This is a genomic window from Bacillus sp. FSL L8-0199, from assembly GCF_038005705.1.
Taxonomy (GTDB): domain Bacteria; phylum Bacillota; class Bacilli; order Bacillales; family Bacillaceae_G; genus Bacillus_A; species Bacillus_A cereus.
This window is the reverse complement of the sequence record NZ_JBBOTS010000001.1, coordinates 3,798,546-3,815,085: the sequence shown is the minus strand read 5'-3', so window position 1 is coordinate 3,815,085 and position 16,540 is coordinate 3,798,546. Positions and strand designations below refer to the sequence as shown.

Genomic DNA, 16,540 nt, shown 5'->3' with positions numbered 1-16,540 from the left:
TAAAATAAAGATGTAAGCAATTGGAGGTTCATTATGAGTAAACCGAAATATAATCGTGTCGTTTTAAAGCTAAGTGGAGAAGCTTTAGCTGGAGAGCAAGGATTTGGAATTAACCCAACTGTTATTAAGTCAGTTGCGGAACAAGTAAAAGAAATTGCAGAACTTGATGTAGAGGTTGCTGTTGTTGTTGGTGGCGGTAACATTTGGCGTGGGAAAATTGGAAGTGAAATGGGCATGGATCGTGCAGGGGCAGATTACATGGGCATGTTAGCGACAGTTATGAATTCATTAGCTCTTCAAGATAGCTTGGAGAATATCGGAATTCAAACTCGTGTACAAACTTCAATTGAGATGCGTCAAGTTGCAGAACCTTACATTCGTCGTAAAGCAGTTCGTCACTTAGAGAAAAAACGTGTTGTTATCTTTGCAGCAGGTACAGGTAACCCATACTTCTCTACAGATACAACAGCAGCATTACGTGCGGCAGAAATTGAAGCAGATGTAATTTTAATGGCGAAAAACAATGTAGATGGTGTATATAATGCGGATCCATCTATTGATCCAACAGCTACGAAATATGAAACGCTTACTTACTTAGACGTATTAAAAGAAGGTTTAGGTGTAATGGATTCTACAGCTTCTTCTCTATGTATGGATAATGATATTCCATTAATTGTATTCTCAGTTATGGAAAAAGGTAATATTAAACGTGCCGTTTTAGGCGAAAATATCGGAACAGTGGTAAGGGGGAAATAAATATGGGACAACAAGTATTGAAGTCTTCAAATGAAAAAATGGAAAAAGCAGTTGCTGCTTATTCTCGTGAATTAGCAACAGTTCGTGCTGGCCGTGCAAACGCGTCTGTATTAGATAAGGTACAAGTTGATTACTATGGTGCACCAACACCAGTTGTGCAATTAGCGAACATTACAGTTCCAGAAGCGCGTTTACTAGTAATTCAACCTTATGATAAAACTTCTATCGGTGATATTGAAAAAGCAATTTTAAAAGCAGATTTAGGCTTAAATCCTTCTAATGATGGAACTGTAATTCGTATTGCATTCCCTGCATTAACAGAAGAACGTCGTCGTGATCTTGTAAAAGTTGTGAAAAAATATGCTGAAGAAGCTAAAGTTGCTGTTCGTAACGTACGTCGTGACGGAAATGATGATCTTAAGAAGCTTGAAAAAGCTGGCGAGATTACAGAAGATGATTTAAGAGGATATACTGAAGATATCCAAAAAGAAACAGATAAATATATTGCAAAAGTTGACGAAATCGCAAAAAACAAAGAAAAAGAAATCATGGAAGTGTAATAGCGATAACTTCGCAATTATGACCCTCTTCTTAAGGGGGTCTTTTTACACTTTTAGGCATACGTCTGCTTGCTGGAGGGTATGAATGATGTTTAAAAACTTTCCTTTTTTTAAAGGTAAAAAGGACACATCGTTTGATCATCTCGTTGAAGAAGTGAAAAAAGGATATATCCCAGAACATATTGCCATCATTATGGATGGGAATGGAAGATGGGCAAAGAGGAGAGCAATGCCTCGTATTGCGGGACATCATGAAGGTATGCAAGTTGTAAAGAAAATTACAAAATTTGCAAGTAAACTTAATGTGAAAGTGTTAACTCTTTATGCTTTTTCAACTGAGAACTGGAAAAGACCGAAAAAGGAAGTTGATTATTTAATGAAGCTTCCAGAAGAATTTCTAGGTACATTTTTACCAGAATTGATTGAAGAAAACGTACAAGTCCGAGTAATAGGGCAAAAAGATCGTCTTCCTACGCATACACGCAGAGCGATGGAGAAAGCCATGGAAGATACGAAAGAGAATACGGGATTAATTCTTAATTTCGCGTTAAACTATGGAAGTCGAGATGAAATCGTTTCTGCTGTGCAACATATGATGAAAGATAATGAGGAAGGAAAAATTCGTTCTGAAGAGGTAAGTGAAGAAATGCTTTCCTCCTACTTAATGACGAGTTCTTTACCTGATCCAGAGTTGTTAATCCGAACAAGTGGAGAGCTACGTATTAGTAATTTCATGTTATGGCAAATTGCATATTCGGAGTTTTGGTTTACAGACGTGTATTGGCCAGACTTCAAAGAAGAACATTTGCTAAATGCGATTACTGACTTTCAACATAGAGGGCGCAGATTCGGAGGCGTGTAGAAAGAGAGGGTTTGGTAGTGAAACAGAGAATTATTACTGGAGTGGTTGCTGCCGCGCTATTCATTCCCATCGTAATATACGGTGGCGTGCCTTTTACGGTTTTAGTGTATGCACTTGCTTCTATAGGTTTATATGAATTAATTCGTATGAATAAGCTTACGCTTATTTCAGTACCGACAGTTTTAGCTGCAGTATTATTGTGGATTCTTTTAATTCCAAGTAGTGCATCAGAACTGTTTACATGGATTGGATTAGGTAAATTGGAAATCACATTTGTGATTGTTTTATTACTTTTATCATATACAGTCCTTTCTAAGAATACATTTACTTTTGATAATGCTTCATTTTTACTGATGGCAACGACATATGTGGCAATGGGATTCTTATATTTAAATGAAACGAGAATATTAGGAATTAAATATGTATTTTGCGCATTATTTGTTATATGGGCTACTGATTCAGGCGCATATTTCGTAGGAAAAGCATTGGGCAAGAGAAAATTGTGGCCAGAAATCAGTCCAAATAAAACGATTGAAGGTTCATTAGGGGGCATCGTTTGTGGAATTATTGTGGCACTTGTTTACAACGTGTTCTTCCCAGTCGAATCGAATGTAGTAATTTTAATTGTGCTGACAATTATCATTTCTATTTTTGGACAAATTGGTGATTTAGTACAATCTGCTTTTAAACGTCATTATGGCGTAAAGGATTCAGGTACAATTTTACCTGGGCATGGTGGTATATTAGACCGAACAGATAGTTGGTTATTCGTTTTACCAATTCTCTACTTCTTATTACAATACAATTAATAAATGAACGAGGGGTTGGAGTCATGAAAAACATTAGTTTATTAGGTGCAAGCGGATCAATTGGTACACAAACTTTAGATGTATTACGCTCGCACCCAGACCAATTCCGTCTCGTTGCTTTTTCTGTAGGGAAAAATATTGACTACGCAGTAAAGGTAATTCAAGAATTTTCTCCGCAAATCGTCTCTGTGCAAAGAGAGGAAGATGTTTTAAAATTACAATCTGTTTCTGGTAATACAAAAATTGTATATGGTAGTGAAGGACTTTTAGAAGTAGCATTACATCCAGATGCGGAGATTGTAGTAAATGCTGTTGTAGGTAGCGTAGGGTTGTTACCAACACTTCGTGCAATTGAGGCGAAAAAAACAATTGGAATTGCAAATAAAGAAACGTTAGTAACTGCAGGACATCTTGTAATGGAAGCAGCACGAAAACATAATGTTTCGTTACTTCCAGTTGATAGTGAACATTCGGCTATTTTTCAATGCTTGAATGGTGAAAATGAAAAAAGAATTTCTCGTCTTATTATAACGGCTTCTGGTGGAAGTTTCCGCGATAAAACGAGGGATGAATTGCATCGTGTGACCGTAGAAGATGCGCTTCGACATCCAAACTGGTCAATGGGTTCGAAAATTACAATTGATTCTGCTACAATGATGAATAAGGGACTAGAAGTAATTGAAGCACATTGGCTTTTTGGTATCCCTTATGAGCAAATCGATGTTGTTTTACATAAAGAAAGTATTATCCATTCTATGGTTGAATTTGAAGATCGTAGTGTAATGGCGCAGCTTGGTTCACCTGATATGCGAGTACCAATTCAATACGCACTTACATATCCTGATAGATTGCCTCTTTCAGACACAAAACAGTTAAACTTATGGGAAATAGGGGCGTTGCATTTTGAGAAAATGGACCAAGAACGATTCCGTTGTTTACGTTTTGCGTATGAAGCTGGAAAAGCAGGTGGAAGTATGCCAGCTGTAATGAACGCAGCGAATGAAGTAGCTGTTGAAGCCTTTTTACAAAAGAGAATTGATTTCTTAACAGTGGAAGACCTCATTGAAAAAGCAATGAACCATCACAATGTCATTGCACGACCGAGCTTAGAGGAAATTTTGGAAATTGATGCGGCCACAAGACGGTTTGTGATGGAACAAATTTAGCAAAGGTGGTTATGGAATTGAATACAGCGATTGCCTTTATATTAATTTTCGGTGCACTCGTATTTTTCCATGAGCTAGGGCATCTATATTTCGCAAAAAGAGCAGGTATTTTATGCCGCGAGTTTGCGATTGGTTTTGGTCCGAAAATATTCTCATTTGAAAAGAATGAAACGGTGTATACGATTCGATTACTGCCCCTTGGTGGCTATGTAAGAATGGCTGGCGAGGATGCGGACACAGTTGAGTTAAAGCCTGGGAAAAAGGTTGGCCTTGTATTAAATGAAAAAGACGAAGTTGTGAAATTAGTTTTTGATGGATATGAAAAGTATCCAAATGTTCGTGTTATTGAAGTCGAACAAGCTGATTTGGAGCATAATTTAACAATTTCGGGCTATGAAGAGTACGAGGAAGAGCTTCAAACATTCCGAGTGAATGAAAAGGCTCGTATTATTACTGCGGGGGAAGAAATTCAAATTGCCCCGTATAATAGACAATTTGGCTCGAAAAAACTAGGGCAACGCGCTTTAACAATCTTTGCGGGTCCTGCAATGAACTTCATTTTAGCATTTGTTATTTTTGTGATTCTTGGATTTGTACAAGGGGTCCCTATTGACAAACCAATGGTCGGAAAAGTGATGGATAACAGTGCAGCACAGCAAGCTGGATTGAAAGAGAATGATACAATTCAAGCTATTGATGGGAAAAACACAAGTACATGGAAAGATGTTGTTACTATTGTACGTGAAAACCCAAATAAAGAAATTACGTTACAAGTAAAGCGTGATAATGAACAGTTTAATGTGAAAGTAACGCCAACACTCGATAAAGAAGGAAAAGACGAAGTTGGTAGGATCGGTGTTTATTCTCCTGTAGAGAAAACAGTGATGGGTTCTATTAAATCAGGTTTTGAACAAACGTACCAATGGACGAAACTAATTTTTGAGTCTCTTGTGAAATTAGTAACTGGTCAATTTTCTATTAATGAGTTGTCAGGTCCAGTAGGAATTTATAATCTAACAGATCAAGTTGTAGATTATGGGTTTACGCGTGTACTAAGTTTAGCTGCAGTTCTAAGCATTAATCTTGGTTTATTTAATTTATTACCAGTTCCTGCTTTAGATGGTGGCCGTTTATTCTTCTTCTTAATTGAAGCGTTACGAGGGAAACCAATTGATCGCCAAAAAGAAGGAATGGTTCACTTTATTGGTTTTGCATTATTAATGTTACTTATGTTAGTTGTAACTTGGAATGACATTCGTAAGTTTTTCTTGTAAAATAAAGTGAAACTTATAATGAAATAGAGCTCGTAGAATAAAATCCCTCACCTAACTCGAGGTGAGGGGTTTTACTGCGTGTAAGAGTAAAATGAAGAGGTGCAAATAAATGAAACAAAGTATGGTATTCAGTCCTACATTACGTGAAGTTCCAGCTGATGCTGAAATTAAGAGTCATCAGCTATTACTTCGTGCAGGTTTTATGCGTCAAAATGCTTCTGGTATTTATAGCTTTCTACCATTTGGATTAAAAGTATTACACAAAGTAGAACGTATCGTTCGAGAAGAAATGGAGCGCGCAGGAGCTGTAGAATTATTAATGCCAGCTATGCAAGCTGCAGAATTATGGCAAGAATCAGGTCGTTGGTATTCTTACGGATCTGAATTAATGCGTATGAAAGATCGTAACGCTCGTGAATTCGCATTAGGAGCGACACATGAGGAAGTAATTACGGATCTTGTGCGTGATGAAGTGAAATCATATAAAAAATTACCGTTAACATTATACCAAATTCAAACAAAATTCCGTGATGAGCAAAGACCTCGTTTCGGCTTATTACGTGGAAGAGAGTTTCTAATGAAAGATGCATACTCTTTCCATGCTACACAAGAGAGCTTAGATGAAGTATACGATCGCTTATATAAAGCATACTCTAACATTTTTGCTCGCTGTGGCTTGAATTTCCGTGCAGTTATTGCTGATTCTGGAGCAATGGGCGGAAAAGATACACATGAATTTATGGTATTATCTGATGTTGGTGAAGATACAATTGCATACTCTGACACATCTGATTATGCAGCAAACATCGAAATGGCTCCTGTTGTAGCTACGTATACGAAGAGTGACGAAGCAGAAAAAGCACTTGAAAAAGTAGCAACACCAGACCAAAAAGCAATTGAAGAAGTATCTGCATTCTTAAACATTGCAGCTGACAAGTGCATTAAGTCTATGGTGTTTAAAGTAGATGAGAAATTAGTAGTTGTACTTGTTCGTGGTGATCACGAAGTAAACGATGTGAAAGTGAAAAATGTATACGGCGCTTCAGTTGTTGAGCTTGCTTCTCATGAAGAAGTAAAAGCATTATTAAATTGTGAAGTTGGTTCATTAGGACCGATTAATGTAACAGGTGATATCGAAATTATTGCTGATCACGCTGTAGCATCAATTGTTAACGGATGTTCAGGAGCGAATGAAGAAGGGTTCCATTATGTAAATGTAAATCCAGAACGTGACTTTAAAGTAAGTCAATATACAGATTTACGCTTTATTCAAGAAGGAGACCAATCTCCAGATGGAAACGGAACAATTCTTTTCGCACGCGGAATTGAAGTTGGTCATGTATTCAAATTAGGAACTCGTTATAGTGAAGCAATGAACGCAACATTCCTAGATGAAAATGGAAAAACACAACCACTTATTATGGGTTGTTACGGTATCGGTGTATCTCGTACAGTAGCAGCAATTGCAGAGCAATTTAACGATGAGAACGGCTTAGTTTGGCCAAAAGCGGTAGCACCGTTCCATGTGCATGTAATTCCAGTAAATATGAAATCTGATGCACAACGTGAAATGGGTGAAAATATTTACAACTCATTACAAGAACAAGGCTATGAAGTGTTATTAGACGATCGTGCAGAACGTGCAGGTGTTAAATTTGCAGATGCAGATTTATTCGGTCTTCCAGTTCGTGTTACAGTTGGTAAAAAAGCAGACGAAGGTATTGTAGAAGTGAAAGTACGTGCTACAGGTGAGTCTGAAGAAGTAAAAGTAGAAGAACTTCAAACATATATTGCAAATATTTTAAAATAAGAAGAGGTACCTCGTAATGGGGTACCTTCTCTTTCTTTGTAAACGTATTTTGTAAAAGAAGAGGTGAGAAATCTTTCTTTGTGGTACGTTTCAATTTATAATAGCAAATGGAAGGAGAGTGCTTATGTCTTTAACAAATGAACAACAAGAGCGATTTCAAATTTTGCTCCAGCAGTTGCAAATACCAGACGACCTTATAAATCAATATTTACAAGGCGGTGGTATTGAAAGGCTCGTTATTGATAAAGCGAATAAAAGTTGGCATTTTGATTTACAAGTGCCACGTATTTTGCCTACAGAATTATATGAATTGCTAGAAACAAAGCTTAAGCAATCATTTTCTCATATTGCAAGAACAACATTTGCATTAGAAACAGAGAATAAACAATTTACAGAAGAAGAAGTGAGGGCGTATTGGCCGCTTTGTACGGAACGAATTACATTTTCACCTATGTTCGCATACTTAAAGAAGCAGCTTCCACAGGTGAATGGAGTGAAGTTGCTAATAAATGTAAATAACGAGCTGGAGTCTACGGCTTTAAAGAAAAACGTTGCGAAACCAGTAGGGGATCAATACGAAGTTTTTGGATTCCCGCGTTTTCAGTTAGACACACATATACAGCAAAATACAGAAGAAATGCAAAAGTTTCGTGAACAAACGCAGCAAGAAGACCGTGAGCGTGTTATACAAGCTATGGAAGAAATGGCGAAGAAGCAAGCTGAAGAAAGCAGCGTTGTGTATGAAGGACCGATTACACTCGGGTATCTTATTAAGCCAGATGAAGAGATTACACCGATGCGAGAAATTCAAGATGAAGAAAGAAGAAAAACGGTTCAAGGATATGTCTTCCATGTAGAAACAAAAGAGCTTCGTAGTGGGCGTACGTTATTAACTTTAAAAATAACGGATTATACGGATTCTATTATGATCAAAATGTTCTCACGTGACAAAGAAGATATTCCAATGCTGCAGTCCTTGAAAAAAGGAATGTGGGTGAAAGCGCGTGGTTCTGTTCAAAATGATACATTCGTTCGAGATTTAGTAATGATTGCAAATGATATTAATGAAATAACAGGACCGTCTCGTAAAGATAAAGCACCAGAAGGCGAAAAACGAGTAGAGCTGCATCTCCATACTCCGATGAGTCAAATGGACGCTGTCACTCCAGTTTCTAAGCTTGTTGCTCAAGCTGGTAAATGGGGACATGAGGCTATTGCGGTTACAGATCATGCCGTGGCTCAGTCCTTCCCAGAGGCGTATTCTGCAGGGAAGAAGGCTGGTGTTAAAGTTATATATGGTGTAGAAGCAAATCTAGTTAATGATGGTGTACCGATAGCGTATAACGAAGCGCATCGTTTACTTGCAGAGGAAACGTATGTTGTTTTCGACGTTGAGACGACAGGTTTATCAGCTGTATACGATACAGTCATTGAGTTGGCTGCCGTAAAAGTAAAGGGTGGCGAAATTATTGATCGCTTTGAATCTTTCGCAAATCCACATCAACCATTATCAGCGACGATTATTGAATTGACAGGTATTACGGATGATATGTTAACTGATGCACCTGAAGTGGACGAAGTGTTTAAAAAGTTTGAGGAATGGATGGGCGACCATACACTTGTTGCCCATAACGCGAGCTTTGATATGGGCTTTATTAACGTAGGTTTTAAAAAGGCTGGACTAGAAAAAACGAATAATCCAGTTATTGATACGTTAGAACTTGCACGATTTTTATTCCCAGAAATGAAAAATCATCGATTAAATACGATGTGTAAAAAACTTGATATTGAATTAACACAACATCACCGTGCGATTTATGATACAGAAGCGACGGGATATTTACTTGTGAAAATGTTGAAAGACGTAATTGAAAAGGGATTTGAATATCACGATCAATTAAATGATAGCATGGGACAAGGGGATGCGTATAAGCGTGGCCGTCCAAGTCATATGACGTTACTTGCCACATCAGATGTTGGATTGAAAAATTTATATAAACTTGTTTCATATTCTCACCTTAATTACTTTTACCGTGTACCACGTGTGCCGAGATCACTATTAAAAAAATATCGTGAAGGGATTTTAGTAGGAACGGCTTGTGATAAAGGTGAAGTGTTCGAGGCAATGATGCAAAAGGCACCTGAAGAGGTAGAAGAAATTGCCCAGTTCTATGATTACATTGAAGTAATGCCTCCAGAGGTGTTGCGTCATTTAGTAGAACGTGAGCTTGTTCGAGACGAAGGTCAATTAAAAACAATTATTTCTAACTTAGTAAAACTAGGTGAGACGTTAGATAAACCAGTTGTTGCTACAGGAAACGTGCATTATTTAGACCCTGAGGATGCGATGTATCGTAAAATTTTAGTCAGTTCGCAGGGCGGAGCCAATCCGTTAAATCGACATTCATTACCGCCAGTACATTTCCGTACAACTGATGAAATGTTAGAATGTTTTTCATTCTTAGGTGAAGACAAAGCGAAAGAAGTTGTTGTAACAAATACACAAAAGATTGCGTCATTAATTGGTGATGTGCATCCAGTAAAAGACGATCTATACACACCGAAAATTGAAGGTGCTGATGATGAAACGCGTGATATGAGTTATAAAATGGCGCGTAGCATTTATGGTGAAGAGCTACCGGAAATTGTAGAAGCACGTTTAGAAAAAGAATTAAAAAGTATTATTGGGCATGGATTCGCCGTAATTTATTTAATTTCACATAAGCTTGTGAAAAAATCGTTAGTAGACGGATATCTAGTAGGTTCGCGTGGATCGGTAGGGTCATCATTTGTTGCAACGATGATGGAAATTACAGAAGTAAACCCATTACCACCACACTATGTATGTCCGAAGTGTAAGCAATCAGAATTCTTTAATGATGGTTCTGTAGGTTCTGGTTTTGACTTACCAGATAAAGAATGTCCTGCTTGTAATATTCCATATGTAAAAGATGGACATGACATTCCTTTCGAAACGTTCCTTGGATTTAAAGGAGATAAGGTGCCCGATATCGATTTGAACTTCTCCGGGGAATACCAACCACGTGCCCATAACTATACGAAAGTACTGTTCGGTGAAGACTATGTATATCGTGCAGGAACGATTGGTACAGTTGCGGAAAAAACTGCTTACGGATATGTAAAAGGTTATGCAAATGATCATAACTTAACGATTCGAAATGCAGAGATTGATCGCTTAGTAGCAGGGTGTACCGGTGTAAAACGTACAACAGGACAGCATCCAGGCGGTATTATCGTTGTGCCAGATTACATGGATATCTTTGATTTCTCACCAATACAGTACCCAGCTGATTCAATTGGTGCTGAATGGAGAACAACGCATTTTGATTTCCACTCGATTCATGATAATTTATTAAAACTTGATATACTAGGACACGATGATCCGACCGTTATTCGTATGTTACAAGATTTAAGTGGTATTGATCCGAAAACAATCCCAACGGATGATCCAGAAGTAATGAAAATTTTCTCTGGTCCAGAATCGTTAGGGGTAACAGAAGAGCAAATTAACTGTAAAACAGGTACACTTGGTATACCAGAGTTTGGTACAAAATTCGTAAGACAGATGTTAGAAGAGACAAAACCGACGACATTCTCAGAGTTAGTCCAAATTTCTGGACTATCACATGGTACTGACGTATGGCTTGGTAATGCAAACGAGTTAATTTATAACGGTACATGTACGCTGAGCGAAGTTATCGGTTGTCGTGATGACATCATGGTATATTTAATCTATCAAGGTCTAGATCCATCATTAGCCTTCAAAATCATGGAGTCGGTTCGTAAAGGTAAAGGTGTACCGGAAGAATGGGAAGAAGACATGAAAAATAATAATGTACCAGGTTGGTATATTGATTCATGTAAGAAGATTAAATACATGTTCCCTAAAGCCCATGCGGCTGCTTACGTACTTATGGCTGTACGTATCGCATATTTTAAAGTACATTTTGCACTGTTATTCTATGCCGCATATTTTACAGTTCGTGCAGATGATTTTGATGTAGAGGCAATGGCGAAAGGTTCAGCATCTATACGTGCAAGAATTGATGAAATTGCTCAAAAAGGATTGGATGCAGCGCCGAAAGAGAAAAGTTTATTAACAGTACTAGAAATGACACTTGAAATGTGTGAGCGAGGATACTCATTCCAAAAGGTGGATTTATACCGCTCACATGCAACAGAATTTATTATTGATGGAGACACATTAATTCCTCCATTTAATGCGGTACCTGGTCTTGGTACAAACGCAGCTTTAAGTATTGTGGAAGCACGTAAAAATGGAGACTTCTTATCAAAAGAGGACTTGCAGCAGCGTAGTAAGGTCTCGAAAACAATTATTGAGTATTTAGATAGTCAAGGTTGTTTAGGAGATTTACCGGATCAAAACCAGTTATCACTGTTCTAGTAGGTAGGAAAAGTCTTTGCAAATCAACATTTCCTATGATATACTATTAACCGAGATAACCATGTCATGTATATTGTGTAAAGAAAAGAGTGGGGAAACCCACTCTTTCGTGTTACTATCTATGTTTTCTCTACGTAGATAGGTAAAAGATTTCTGTCGTATATACATATTTTGTTACAAGTTTTACTTCTTAAATTTGGTAATACTAAGACAGATAATCCCTGCTGAACAGCAGGGGCTTTTGTTAGCTAACGAGAAAGAATAAGATAGACCGTTTTTAAAGTGGCGGGGTCTTCTTCTTTTAAATGGTACATGACGGCAGGAAGGAGGCTGTTTATGGATAAGAAAGTCACAGAAGTTGTAGAAGCATTTGCGCAGCCGATCGTTGAAGAGTTAAATCTTGAACTTGTAGATGTAGAGTATGTGAAAGAAGGACAAGACTGGTTCTTACGCGTATTCATCGATTCTGAAAAGGGAGTCGACATTGAAGAATGCGGTGCGGTAAGTGAACGTTTAAGCGAAGCTTTAGATAAAGAGGATCCAATTCCTCATCTTTACTTTTTGGATGTATCATCTCCTGGAGCGGAACGCCCATTAAAGAAAGAAAAAGACTTCCAGCAAGCGGTAGGAAAACAAGTGGCAATTAAAACATATGAGCCGATTGATGGTGAAAAGATGTTTGAAGGAAAACTGCTTTCTTACGATGGTACAACAATAACATTATTATTAACAATTAAAACACGTAAAAAAGAAATCCAAATTTCGATGGATAAAGTCGCAAATGCGCGACTTGCTGTTACGTTTTAGTTAGAAGGGGGATCTTCATGAGCACTGAGTTATTAGATGCTTTGCTCGTATTAGAATCTGAAAAAGGCATTAGCAAAGACATTATTATTGATGCGATTGAAGCAGCTTTAATCTCTGCTTATAAGCGCAATTTTAATCAAGCACAAAACGTTCGTGTGAGCTTTAACCCAGAAGTGGGAACAATTCAAGTTTTAGCACGTAAAGACGTAGTAGACAATGTGTTTGATCCACGTCTTGAAATTTCTGTAGAGGAAGCAAGACAAATTAATCCAAACTACCAAGATGGTGACGTACTAGAAATTGAAGTAACACCAAAAGACTTTGGTCGTATTGCAGCACAAACTGCAAAACAAGTTGTCACACAACGAGTGCGTGAAGCAGAGCGCGGTGTTATTTACTCTGAGTTTAGTGACCGTGAAGAAGATATTATGGTAGGTATTGTACAACGTCAAGATGCTCGTTTCATCTATGTAAGCTTAGGAAAAGTAGAAGCTTTATTACCTGTAAGTGAGCAAATGCCTAATGAGCAATACAAACCACATGATCGTATTCGCGTATTCATTACGAAAGTAGAAAAAACGACAAAAGGACCACAAATTTACGTATCACGTACACATCCTGGTCTTTTAAAACGTTTATTCGAAATGGAAGTTCCTGAAATCTATGATGGAACTGTAGAAATTCGTTCTGTAGCACGTGAAGCTGGCGATCGCTCTAAGATCTCTGTATATGCAGAGAACACTGATGTTGATCCAGTTGGTTCTTGTGTAGGACCAAAAGGACAACGTGTACAACGCATTGTAGACGAATTAAAAGGTGAAAAAATTGACATCGTCCGCTGGTCAAATGATCCAGTTGAATATGTTGCAAATGCATTAAGCCCATCACAAGTTGTTAAAGTACTTGTAGATGAAGAAGAAAAAGCGACAACAGTAGTTGTTCCAGACCACCAGTTATCATTAGCTATCGGTAAGCGTGGACAAAATGCACGTCTTGCAGCTAAATTAACAGGCTGGAAAATTGATATTAAGAGTGAGTCTGATGCGAAACAACTTGGTATTGTAACAGAAGAAGATAGGGTAATCGCATTTGGATTCGATTCAGTGGAAGACGAAATCGAATAGAGGTGATGAGTATGAGCAATCGAAAAGTTCCGTTACGAAAATGTGTTGCAACGCAAGAAATGAAATCAAAACGAGAGCTCGTTCGCATTGTTCGTTCCAAAGAGGGAGAAGTGTCCATTGATTTAACTGGGAAAAAATCAGGACGAGGTGCTTACTTGTCGAAGGACAAGGAGAGCATTCTTCAAGCTCAAAAGAAAAATGTTTTGGAACATCATCTAAAAGCGAAAATCGACGGTTCTTTATATGAAGAGCTTCTTGAGCTTGTTGAGAAGGAGTCGAAATAAGTGTCCGATTGGAAATCGTTTTTAGGACTAGCAAACCGGGCTCGGAAAATTATTTCGGGTGAAGAACTCGTTTTAAAAGAAGTACGAAGTGGCAAAGCAAAACTTGTATTGCTATCTGAAGATGCGTCAGTAAATACTACAAAACGCATCACAGATAAAACTACGTACTACAACGTACCAATGAGAAAGGTCGAAAATCGACAACAATTAGGGCATGCGATTGGGAGAGATGAGCGAGTCGTTGTAGCTGTGTTAGATGTAGGCTTTGCGAAAAAGCTGCGTAGCATGCTCGATACAAATTACCGGGGGTGAAGGTATGAGTAAAATTCGAGTGCATGAATATGCAAAAAAACATAATATCTCAAGTAAAGATCTTATGACAAAACTAAAAGAAATGAATATCGAGGTTTCGAATCATATGACAATGTTAGACGATGAAGTAGTAAATAAATTAGATAATGAATATCAAACTGAAAAACCTTCTGTTGCAGATGAGTTTGAAGTAGAAGAAAAAGTTGTTCGCAGTAAAAAGAACAGCAATAAGAAAAAGAAAAAAGGCAAAGGAAACGAAGACAAACGTCAAGAGAACTTTGCTGGTAGACAACAAACTCAAATTGTAGAAACACCAGATAAAATTACTTTCTCTGGAAGCCTTACAGTAGGAGATCTTGCTAAAAAATTAAGCAAAGAGCCATCTGAAATTATTAAGAAGCTCTTCATGCTTGGAATTATGGCAACAATTAACCAAGACTTGGATAAAGATACAATTGAGTTAATTGCTAACGACTACGGTATTGAAGTAGAAGAAGAAGTAATTGTAAGCGAGACTGAGTTTGAAACATTCATTGATGAGCAAGATGATGAAGAGAACTTAAAAGAACGTCCAGCTGTAGTTACAATCATGGGACACGTTGACCATGGTAAAACAACATTACTGGATTCTATTCGTAACTCAAAAGTAACTGCAGGCGAAGCGGGTGGAATTACTCAGCATATCGGTGCATATCAAGTTGAAGTAAACGATAAGAAGATTACATTCTTAGATACACCTGGTCACGCAGCATTTACAACGATGCGTGCTCGTGGGGCACAAGTAACGGATATTACAATCCTTGTTGTTGCAGCGGATGACGGTGTTATGCCACAAACGGTTGAAGCAATTAACCATGCGAAGGCAGCAGGAGTACCAATTATTGTTGCTGTGAATAAAATGGATAAACCAGCTGCAAACCCTGATCGCGTAATGCAAGAACTAACTGAATATGAATTAGTTCCAGAAGCTTGGGGCGGAGATACTATTTTCGTACCAATTTCTGCAATTCAAGGCGAAGGCATTGACAACTTACTAGAAATGATCCTTCTTGTAAGTGAAGTAGAAGAATATAAAGCAAATCCAAACCGCTATGCAACTGGTACAGTAATCGAAGCACAGCTTGATAAAGGTAAAGGAACTATCGCGACATTACTTGTTCAAAATGGTACGCTTCGAGTTGGAGATCCAATCGTTGTTGGAACTTCATTCGGACGTGTTCGTGCAATGGTAAGTGATATTGGTCGTCGTGTAAAAGTTGCTGGTCCATCAACTCCTGTTGAAATTACTGGTTTAAACGAAGTACCACAGGCTGGAGATCGTTTCATGGCATTTGCTGATGAGAAGAAAGCTCGTCAAATTGGTGAATCACGTGCACAAGAAGCGTTAGTTGCACAACGTGGTGAGAAATCTAAATTAAGCCTTGAAGATTTATTCCAACAAATCCAAGAGGGCGATGTAAAAGAAATTAACTTAATCGTAAAAGCAGACGTACAAGGTTCTGTTGAAGCGATGGCAGCATCACTTCGTAAAATTGATGTTGAAGGCGTAAAAGTTAAAATCATTCACACTGGTGTAGGTGCGATTACAGAATCTGATATCATTTTAGCTTCTGCATCTAATGCAATTGTAATTGGATTTAACGTACGTCCAGATGTGAACGCGAAGCGTACAGCTGAATTAGAGAACGTTGATATTCGTTTACACCGTATTATTTATAAAGTAATCGAAGAGATTGAAGCAGCTATGCAAGGTATGCTTGATCCAGAATTCGAAGAAAAAGTAATCGGTCAAGCAGAAGTTCGTCAAACGTTTAAAGTAACAAAAGTTGGAACAATCGCAGGTTGTTACGTAACAGACGGTAAAATTACGCGTGATAGTGGCGTACGTATTATCCGTGACGGCGTAGTAATTTTCGAAGGACAACTTGATACGTTAAAACGTTTCAAAGACGACGTAAAAGAAGTTGCACAAAACTATGAGTGTGGTATTACAATTGAGAGATATAATGATCTTAAAGAAGGGGACATCATTGAAGCGTACATTATGGAAGAAGTGAAGCGATGATTATCGCTTCACTCTCATTCGAGTGTATGATTTACGATGTGCATTCTTTAAAAGAGAAACGTGCAATTTTACAACGTGTGTTAACTCGTGTAAAACAGCGCTATAATGTAGCTGTTTCTGAAGTTGGGCACCAAGATGTATGGCAACGTACAGAAATTGCAATTGTTTCCGTATCCTCAAATCGTGTTATCTGTGAGAAAGAAATGAATCGTGTACTTGAGTACATCGATTCATTTCCTGAAATTGAACGTACAATAACACATTTGGAATGGTATTGAATGAGGT

Annotated in this window: 14 protein-coding genes; all 14 read left to right on the top strand. The window is 37.9% G+C overall.

Going from position 1 to position 16,540, the window contains the following annotated elements; all coding sequences use genetic code 11:
* Window positions 1–33 precede the first annotated feature (33 nt).
* A complete protein-coding gene (gene pyrH, locus NST86_RS19440) occupies window positions 34–756 on the top strand; it encodes a UMP kinase (protein WP_000042668.1) in 723 nt (240 codons plus the stop codon).
* Window positions 757–758: 2 nt separating this feature from the next.
* Window positions 759–1,316 (top strand): ribosome recycling factor, encoded by a 558-nt coding sequence (frr, locus tag NST86_RS19435; protein ID WP_000531501.1) that lies wholly within the window; start codon window positions 759–761, stop codon window positions 1,314–1,316.
* An 85-nt stretch (window positions 1,317–1,401) separates the two neighbouring features.
* On the top strand, window positions 1,402–2,178 hold the full coding sequence (uppS, locus tag NST86_RS19430) for an isoprenyl transferase (RefSeq protein WP_000971296.1): 777 nt from the start codon (window positions 1,402–1,404) through the stop codon (window positions 2,176–2,178).
* A 17-nt stretch (window positions 2,179–2,195) separates the two neighbouring features.
* Complete coding sequence (cdsA, locus tag NST86_RS19425; RefSeq protein WP_000813592.1) at window positions 2,196–2,987, top strand: phosphatidate cytidylyltransferase; 792 nt, start codon at window positions 2,196–2,198, stop codon at window positions 2,985–2,987.
* A gap of 23 nt (window positions 2,988–3,010) precedes the next feature.
* Window positions 3,011–4,153 (top strand): 1-deoxy-D-xylulose-5-phosphate reductoisomerase, encoded by a 1,143-nt coding sequence (dxr, locus tag NST86_RS19420; RefSeq protein ID WP_000790374.1) that lies wholly within the window; start codon window positions 3,011–3,013, stop codon window positions 4,151–4,153.
* A 17-nt stretch (window positions 4,154–4,170) separates the two neighbouring features.
* The gene (rseP, locus tag NST86_RS19415; protein ID WP_001090243.1) at window positions 4,171–5,427 is read left to right on the top strand and encodes an RIP metalloprotease RseP; all 1,257 of its coding nucleotides are present in this window, start codon (window positions 4,171–4,173) and stop codon (window positions 5,425–5,427) included.
* 109 nt (window positions 5,428–5,536) lie between these two features.
* Entirely contained in the window at window positions 5,537–7,237 is a 1,701-nt protein-coding gene (locus NST86_RS19410; protein ID WP_000814299.1) for a proline--tRNA ligase, read from the top strand.
* Window positions 7,238–7,361: 124 nt separating this feature from the next.
* Window positions 7,362–11,663 (top strand): PolC-type DNA polymerase III, encoded by a 4,302-nt coding sequence (locus NST86_RS19405; RefSeq protein WP_000060005.1) that lies wholly within the window; start codon window positions 7,362–7,364, stop codon window positions 11,661–11,663.
* A 336-nt stretch (window positions 11,664–11,999) separates the two neighbouring features.
* Window positions 12,000–12,470 (top strand): ribosome maturation factor RimP, encoded by a 471-nt coding sequence (gene rimP, locus NST86_RS19400; RefSeq protein WP_000359096.1) that lies wholly within the window; start codon window positions 12,000–12,002, stop codon window positions 12,468–12,470.
* A 17-nt stretch (window positions 12,471–12,487) separates the two neighbouring features.
* Window positions 12,488–13,594 (top strand): transcription termination factor NusA, encoded by a 1,107-nt coding sequence (nusA, locus tag NST86_RS19395; protein ID WP_000102603.1) that lies wholly within the window; start codon window positions 12,488–12,490, stop codon window positions 13,592–13,594.
* An 11-nt stretch (window positions 13,595–13,605) separates the two neighbouring features.
* A complete protein-coding gene (gene rnpM, locus NST86_RS19390; protein ID WP_000071127.1) occupies window positions 13,606–13,878 on the top strand; it encodes an RNase P modulator RnpM in 273 nt (90 codons plus the stop codon).
* Window positions 13,879–14,190 carry a YlxQ family RNA-binding protein gene (locus tag NST86_RS19385; protein WP_001286524.1) on the top strand — a complete coding sequence of 104 codons (312 nt, stop codon included), beginning with the start codon at window positions 13,879–13,881 and terminating at the stop codon, window positions 14,188–14,190.
* A gap of 4 nt (window positions 14,191–14,194) precedes the next feature.
* Window positions 14,195–16,255: a translation initiation factor IF-2 gene (infB, locus tag NST86_RS19380; protein WP_000036343.1), complete on the top strand. Its 2,061-nt coding sequence runs from the start codon at window positions 14,195–14,197 to the stop codon at window positions 16,253–16,255.
* Window positions 16,252–16,533 (top strand): DUF503 domain-containing protein, encoded by a 282-nt coding sequence (locus tag NST86_RS19375; protein WP_000582363.1) that lies wholly within the window; start codon window positions 16,252–16,254, stop codon window positions 16,531–16,533. The genes infB and NST86_RS19375 overlap by 4 nt, the downstream gene beginning before the upstream one ends.
* Window positions 16,534–16,540: the final 7 nt, after the last annotated feature.

What these genes read in the sequence shown, in the direction of transcription:
- uppS (WP_000971296.1), top strand. Translation starts at nt 1,402, where the DNA reads ATGATGTTTAAAAACTTTCCTTTTTTTAAAGGTAAAAAGGACACATCG.
- pyrH (WP_000042668.1), top strand. Translation starts at nt 34, where the DNA reads ATGAGTAAACCGAAATATAATCGTGTCGTTTTAAAGCTAAGTGGAGAA.
- rimP (WP_000359096.1), top strand. Translation starts at nt 12,000, where the DNA reads ATGGATAAGAAAGTCACAGAAGTTGTAGAAGCATTTGCGCAGCCGATC.
- nusA (WP_000102603.1), top strand. Translation starts at nt 12,488, where the DNA reads ATGAGCACTGAGTTATTAGATGCTTTGCTCGTATTAGAATCTGAAAAA.
- dxr (WP_000790374.1), top strand. Translation starts at nt 3,011, where the DNA reads ATGAAAAACATTAGTTTATTAGGTGCAAGCGGATCAATTGGTACACAA.
- NST86_RS19410 (WP_000814299.1), top strand. Translation starts at nt 5,537, where the DNA reads ATGAAACAAAGTATGGTATTCAGTCCTACATTACGTGAAGTTCCAGCT.
- NST86_RS19405 (WP_000060005.1), top strand. Translation starts at nt 7,362, where the DNA reads ATGTCTTTAACAAATGAACAACAAGAGCGATTTCAAATTTTGCTCCAG.
- frr (WP_000531501.1), top strand. Translation starts at nt 759, where the DNA reads ATGGGACAACAAGTATTGAAGTCTTCAAATGAAAAAATGGAAAAAGCA.
- rnpM (WP_000071127.1), top strand. Translation starts at nt 13,606, where the DNA reads ATGAGCAATCGAAAAGTTCCGTTACGAAAATGTGTTGCAACGCAAGAA.
- NST86_RS19375 (WP_000582363.1), top strand. Translation starts at nt 16,252, where the DNA reads ATGATTATCGCTTCACTCTCATTCGAGTGTATGATTTACGATGTGCAT.
- infB (WP_000036343.1), top strand. Translation starts at nt 14,195, where the DNA reads ATGAGTAAAATTCGAGTGCATGAATATGCAAAAAAACATAATATCTCA.